This is a genomic window from Synechococcus sp. R6-7 (genome assembly GCF_047461695.1).
Lineage (GTDB): Bacteria > Cyanobacteriota > Cyanobacteriia > Thermostichales > Thermostichaceae > Thermostichus.
On the sequence record NZ_JANSHS010000358.1, the window covers coordinates 1 to 4,655 of the forward strand.

Sequence of the window (4,655 nt, forward strand, 5' to 3'; positions counted from 1 at the left end):
CTGGATGGTCATGTCGCTGATGTTGGGGCCAAGGGCGGATCCCTTGTGGCGTCCGGTATCTTCCCAGGTGATGTTGACGATATCCAGCCCATACTGCTTTGCCAAGGCTCGCGCTTGCGGATCCCAGGTCATGGAGATCGTCTGGTCAATCACCTGCCTGTAGGCCAAGTACTCTGCCCACTCTGAAGGCGAGGGGGAAGAAAGGGACTGGTGGAGCGGAAAATCCATAGGGGTTGCCTGCGAGGTGGACACCATCAGTGTAGGGACGAGGGCTGCTCCGGCCAGGGAAATGCCCACCCAGCTCAGTGAACTCAGCAGCCAGGGGATGGGGGCGCGCATAGCAATATTCCTGAGGATTGGAAATTGGGGGACTATACCCTGACAATAGCTCCCAAAAGGGGAGAGGACGTGGCGGTTTCACTTTTGGCAACCCCATGCTTTTGCCGGGATCCCAAGCCACCTGGGCTACGATAAAAAGCTGTAGCACCCTTTCGAAATATTCCAGATCATGGCCAGTATTCGCCGGGATCCCGAGGTCAACGCTTCTGTGGCTTCTGTAACTCCAGCTTCTCCAGAGCCTCAGGTGCAGGTTCAGTCTTTGCCGCTGCATGTTATGTTCCGCCTGGGCCTGTTTCAGATGGGCTTGGGAATGATGTCGTTGCTCACTTTGGGAGTGCTGAACCGCGTCATGATCGACACGGATCTGCTGGCCATCCCGGCCACAGTGGTGGGGGGATCCCTGGCCATGCACCAGTTGGTCTCCCCGGCTCGGGTTTGGTTTGGGCAGCTCTCGGATGCCAAGCCCCTGTTTGGCTTGCATCGCACCGGCTATGTGCGCCTGGGATCAGTGCTATTTGCCGTTTGTATCTTCCTGGGGGTGCAGGTGGTGTGGGGTTTGGGGGATAGCTTTGCGGCTACGGGCTGGTCTGGAGCCACCTATGGCTGGGTAGGCTTGGCCTGTTTGATGTTTGCCCTTTATGGTCTCTGCCTCAGCGCCTGCTCCACGCCTTTTGCGGCTTTGCTGGTGGATGTGTCAGACGAGGACAACCGCTCTAAGTTGGTGGGGATCGTCTGGTCTATGTTGATGGTGGGCATTGCCGGCGGGGCCATTGGCTCGGCAGTTCTGCTGCGGGGCTTGGATCCGGACAACCTGCAGAGCACCATTAATCGCCTCTTCATCATCATTCCAGCCGTGGTGATCCTGCTGGGGGTGGTTGCCACCTGGGGAGTGGAAAAGCGCTATTCCCGCTACGGATCCCGTTCCACCTTGGCCGGACGAGAAGACCAAATCACCCTGGGTACGGCCATCAAGGTGCTGACCGCCAGCCGCCAAACCCTGATCTTTTTCGGCTTCTTGGTGTTGATGACCATGGGCCTGTTTATCCAACAGCCGATCCTAGAACCCTATGGCGGCGAGGTGTTTGGCATGACGGTGGCCCAGAGCACCCAGCTCAATGCCTTTTGGAGCCTGGGTATTTTGGCAGGGATTGTGCTGACCGGATTTTTCATTGTGCCCAAGCTGGGCAAACAGACAACGGCTCGTCTGGGCTGTCTGCTGGTGGCCATCTCTTTTGGGCTGACCATTGCCTCAGGGTTTACAGGCAATCCACGGCTGCTGCAGCTGTGTATGATCCTGTTTGGCTTGGCTTCTGGGATCACCACCAATGGCGCCATTACCCTCATGTTGGATTTGACGGCAGCGGAGACGGCAGGCACCTTTATCGGGGCTTGGGGACTGGCCCAGGCCATGTCCCAGGCAGTTTCCACCTTACTTGGTGGGGCTTTGCTCGATCTGGGGCGGATCCTATTTCCCGGCTCGCCAATACTTGCCTATGCCACGGTGTTCGGGACAGAGGCGGCGGTGATGTTGCTGGCTGTGTATTTGTTGGGGCGGGTGAGCGTGGCTGAGTTTCGCGAAAACACCAACCGTGTGCTCACCCAGGTCATGGCTCTGGAGTTGGAGGGCTAGCAACGCAGAGCTGGCTCGTAGTGGGGGCAGCCCTGACAGGGCCCGCTGGGGTTGACGGCACAACGCAGCAAGGGCGAGTGAGCATTAAACCGACAGGAGGGATCCCCCAGGCAATTCCCTGCTTCCTGCGGTGGGTTTACCGAACGCACCAAGGCGCGGATCCCACACAGGTGGTATTTGCCTTGCCGGAGCCGGTAGGAATGACGCTTTTCCAGAACCAGGTAGTGCTGCTCTGCCAGTTGGACGTAGGTGCCCGGATGGGGACTGCTCTCCCAAGGGCATTCTTCCACCACCTCTCCCGAATCCGCGTCGATCCACTGAATGGGCAAGGTCGGGTTGATGGAAGACATAAGGCGCAAACGGAGCCAGTTTAGGGCAGCAGACTACAAAATGATGGACTGGGCTTGACTTGTGATTAACAAATTGTGCAACTTTTTCCGGCAACACTGAGTATGGCTGGTACAAATGTTCTCTCCTGTGTGACCTGGAGCCTGCTAATCTACAGAACTTCTACAAAGTTAAGTTAGAAAAAGCTGTACTCAGTGTAATGGATTTTCTGCGGCGGGCGGAGAACGGGATAGGTTGGGCCTGTGGCGGCGAAAAGACGGATGCTTGGACTAGCTGTTGGAATGGGCTTGGCGGGCCAGTTGGGTGAGAAAGGCCAGAGGATGACGGTTTTGGAGCTGCTGCCTAATCCGCTCTTGCAGGATTTCCTCTTGCCAGGGATCCCCAGAGGACAGCCACTCTAGGTAACTGAGCCCCGCCACCCGTGTCAGATAGGCCCCCGTCACTGCCTGCAGGGGGATCCCCATAACCATCAAGGGGCTGGCCTTGAGCAGAGAGCCCAAAGCCTGAGTAGCCAGCTCCAGCCCCCCCAGTTGCACCACCATTTGCGCCAAACTCTGGGCAATTTGCTGGGCCCGGCGCAAGGTAATGCGTCGGTCAAACACCTGGTGCAGTTCCCCAATCATGCGCGCCTGAATGGCTACTCCTGCCAGCACATCCAAAGCAGGAAGAGGGTTTGCCGCCAGGGCAGCAGCGGTGGCCCACTGCATCCGTTCCACGATCTGGCGACCCTGTTGGCGACGTTCTTCTTGGAGGGCCTGCTGGACGGCTTCGCTGAGAGTTCGGGTTTGCAACAAGGCATTGGCCAAGCGCAGGTGGGATCCCTTCTGCTGCAGCAGTTGAGCCATCTGTTGGATGAGGGCCTCTGTCTCGGGGGGCTGCGGCTCCCAAGTTTCCCACACAGAGCCATCTTCGGAGTAGTAGCGAACCTTGAGGGGCTCTGGATCAGCGGCGATAGCCACCACCTGTTCGGCAGGGATAACACCGGCGGTGCGTCGGCGCAAATGGGCCAAGATGGTCTCTACATCCTCCGGCAGCATCTGATCGGTTTTGTTGAGGGCCAGGATGGCGGATTTGCCCAGCCGGGCCAACTCCAGCATTTCGGCATATTCCGAAGCCAGCAGGTCTCCGGCCACCACCAAGATCAGCAGATCCGCCTTCTGGGCCAGGGCGCGGGCTTCCGCTTCACCTGCTCCCCCAATCGTCAGCAGCCCAGGTGTGTCGGTAAGGGAAATGGGGCCGTTCCAGCCCTCCAATTGGTAGGTGTGGATGGATCCCTGCTGGGTGGTGCCCAGGGTGGGGGCTGTTTCGCCCACTGGTCGGCCCATCAAGGCATTGATCAACGAGGTCTTGCCGGCGGAACTGGTGCCGAACACCACCAGATGCAATTCCTCCTGGTTAAGCCGCTGATTGATCTCTTGCAGCTTGGCACGCAGGGCACGGCGACTGATGTCATTCTGCAGCTTCTGGATCAGGCGATCGGCATCTTCCAGATCGGCTTGCACCTGATTCCGAGTTAACTTAACCCGCCGCAGCGGTTGTGTCCGCTGGTTTGGAGTACTTTGCCGTCGGCCAGCCTGCTGCCACCAATGGCGCGCTGCCAGACCTGCTGCTGCTGTCCCTCCCAGGATCCCGGCCACTGCCAGATCCGCCAGCGGCAACGAATGGGGGGCGATAAAGCTATAGATCCCGCTAACCCATTGCAGATATTGGCTCAGGGCCGCCAAACCCAGCCCTGCCCACAACCACACCCAAGTGGAGCGCGACAGCACCATCCCAACCCACAGCCTGCCCAAATCTTCAAATCAAGCAACCCAAAATTGCTGAGCCATCCGAGTCGCTTCTCCAGCATAGGGCTTGCTGTAGCTGAGCATACAGTTTTGTCGAGAGCTTTTTTGTCGAGAGCTTTGCTGAGAAGTAGCTGAGCAAGAGACCAGAGAAGGGAGCGGGGAGTCAAAAACACCCTCAGCTCAACCGGCCAAATGAGCCAGGGATCCCCTCTCCCAAAATCGCCGGCGGCTCCAGTGGTGCCGGCAAAAATTGGCCGCCGCGATAGTCCAATAGCTGCACCAGCAGCAAGTAGCCCACCCCCAGAGCAATGGCCAGGATCCCTGTAACGATTGCTACCCACTTAGGCCGCTCCACGCTGAATCTCCCCAATAAAGTGCTGAATCTCGATGCTTCTATGATGCCCGAAGTGGTGGCCCAATTCCTAACGCGGCGGGATCAAGACTGCATCGATGACGTGGATGATGCCGTTAGAGGCTTAAATGTCTGCCACAACTACCTTGGCGTTGTTGATGCGGATCTGTCCTGATACATTCACGCTGAACTCTCCTGA

Annotated in this window: 5 protein-coding genes and 1 pseudogene; 2 read left to right on the forward strand and 4 right to left on the reverse strand. The window is 58.1% G+C overall.

Annotated elements, in window-relative coordinates; genetic code table 11:
* Positions 1-339 (reverse strand): annotated as a pseudogene (locus NW815_RS10625) (hypothetical protein); the annotation flags it as partial.
* 169 nt (positions 340-508) lie between these two features.
* Here NW815_RS10625 and NW815_RS10630 point away from each other — a divergent pair.
* Positions 509-1,969 carry a BCD family MFS transporter gene (locus NW815_RS10630; protein ID WP_414389869.1) on the forward strand — a complete coding sequence of 487 codons (1,461 nt, stop codon included), beginning with the start codon at positions 509-511 and terminating at the stop codon, positions 1,967-1,969.
* Here the strand turns inward: NW815_RS10630 and NW815_RS10635 are convergent.
* The 3 genes from NW815_RS10635 to NW815_RS10645 form a co-directional block, all read right to left on the reverse strand.
* Positions 1,966-2,319: a DUF6464 family protein gene (locus tag NW815_RS10635; protein ID WP_414389868.1), complete on the reverse strand. Its 354-nt coding sequence runs from the start codon at positions 2,317-2,319 to the stop codon at positions 1,966-1,968. The two genes, NW815_RS10630 and NW815_RS10635, sit on opposite strands and share 4 nt — an antisense overlap.
* Before the next feature lie 267 nt (positions 2,320-2,586).
* Complete coding sequence (locus NW815_RS10640; protein ID WP_414389865.1) at positions 2,587-4,089, reverse strand: DUF697 domain-containing protein; 1,503 nt, start codon at positions 4,087-4,089, stop codon at positions 2,587-2,589.
* Positions 4,090-4,279: 190 nt separating this feature from the next.
* The gene (locus NW815_RS10645; RefSeq protein ID WP_011434300.1) at positions 4,280-4,459 is read right to left on the reverse strand and encodes a hypothetical protein; all 180 of its coding nucleotides are present in this window, start codon (positions 4,457-4,459) and stop codon (positions 4,280-4,282) included.
* Positions 4,460-4,499: 40 nt separating this feature from the next.
* Here NW815_RS10645 and NW815_RS10650 point away from each other — a divergent pair, with 40 nt between their 5' ends.
* Positions 4,500-4,631: a hypothetical protein gene (locus NW815_RS10650; protein WP_414389862.1), complete on the forward strand. Its 132-nt coding sequence runs from the start codon at positions 4,500-4,502 to the stop codon at positions 4,629-4,631.
* The last annotated feature ends 24 nt before the right edge of the window (positions 4,632-4,655 follow it).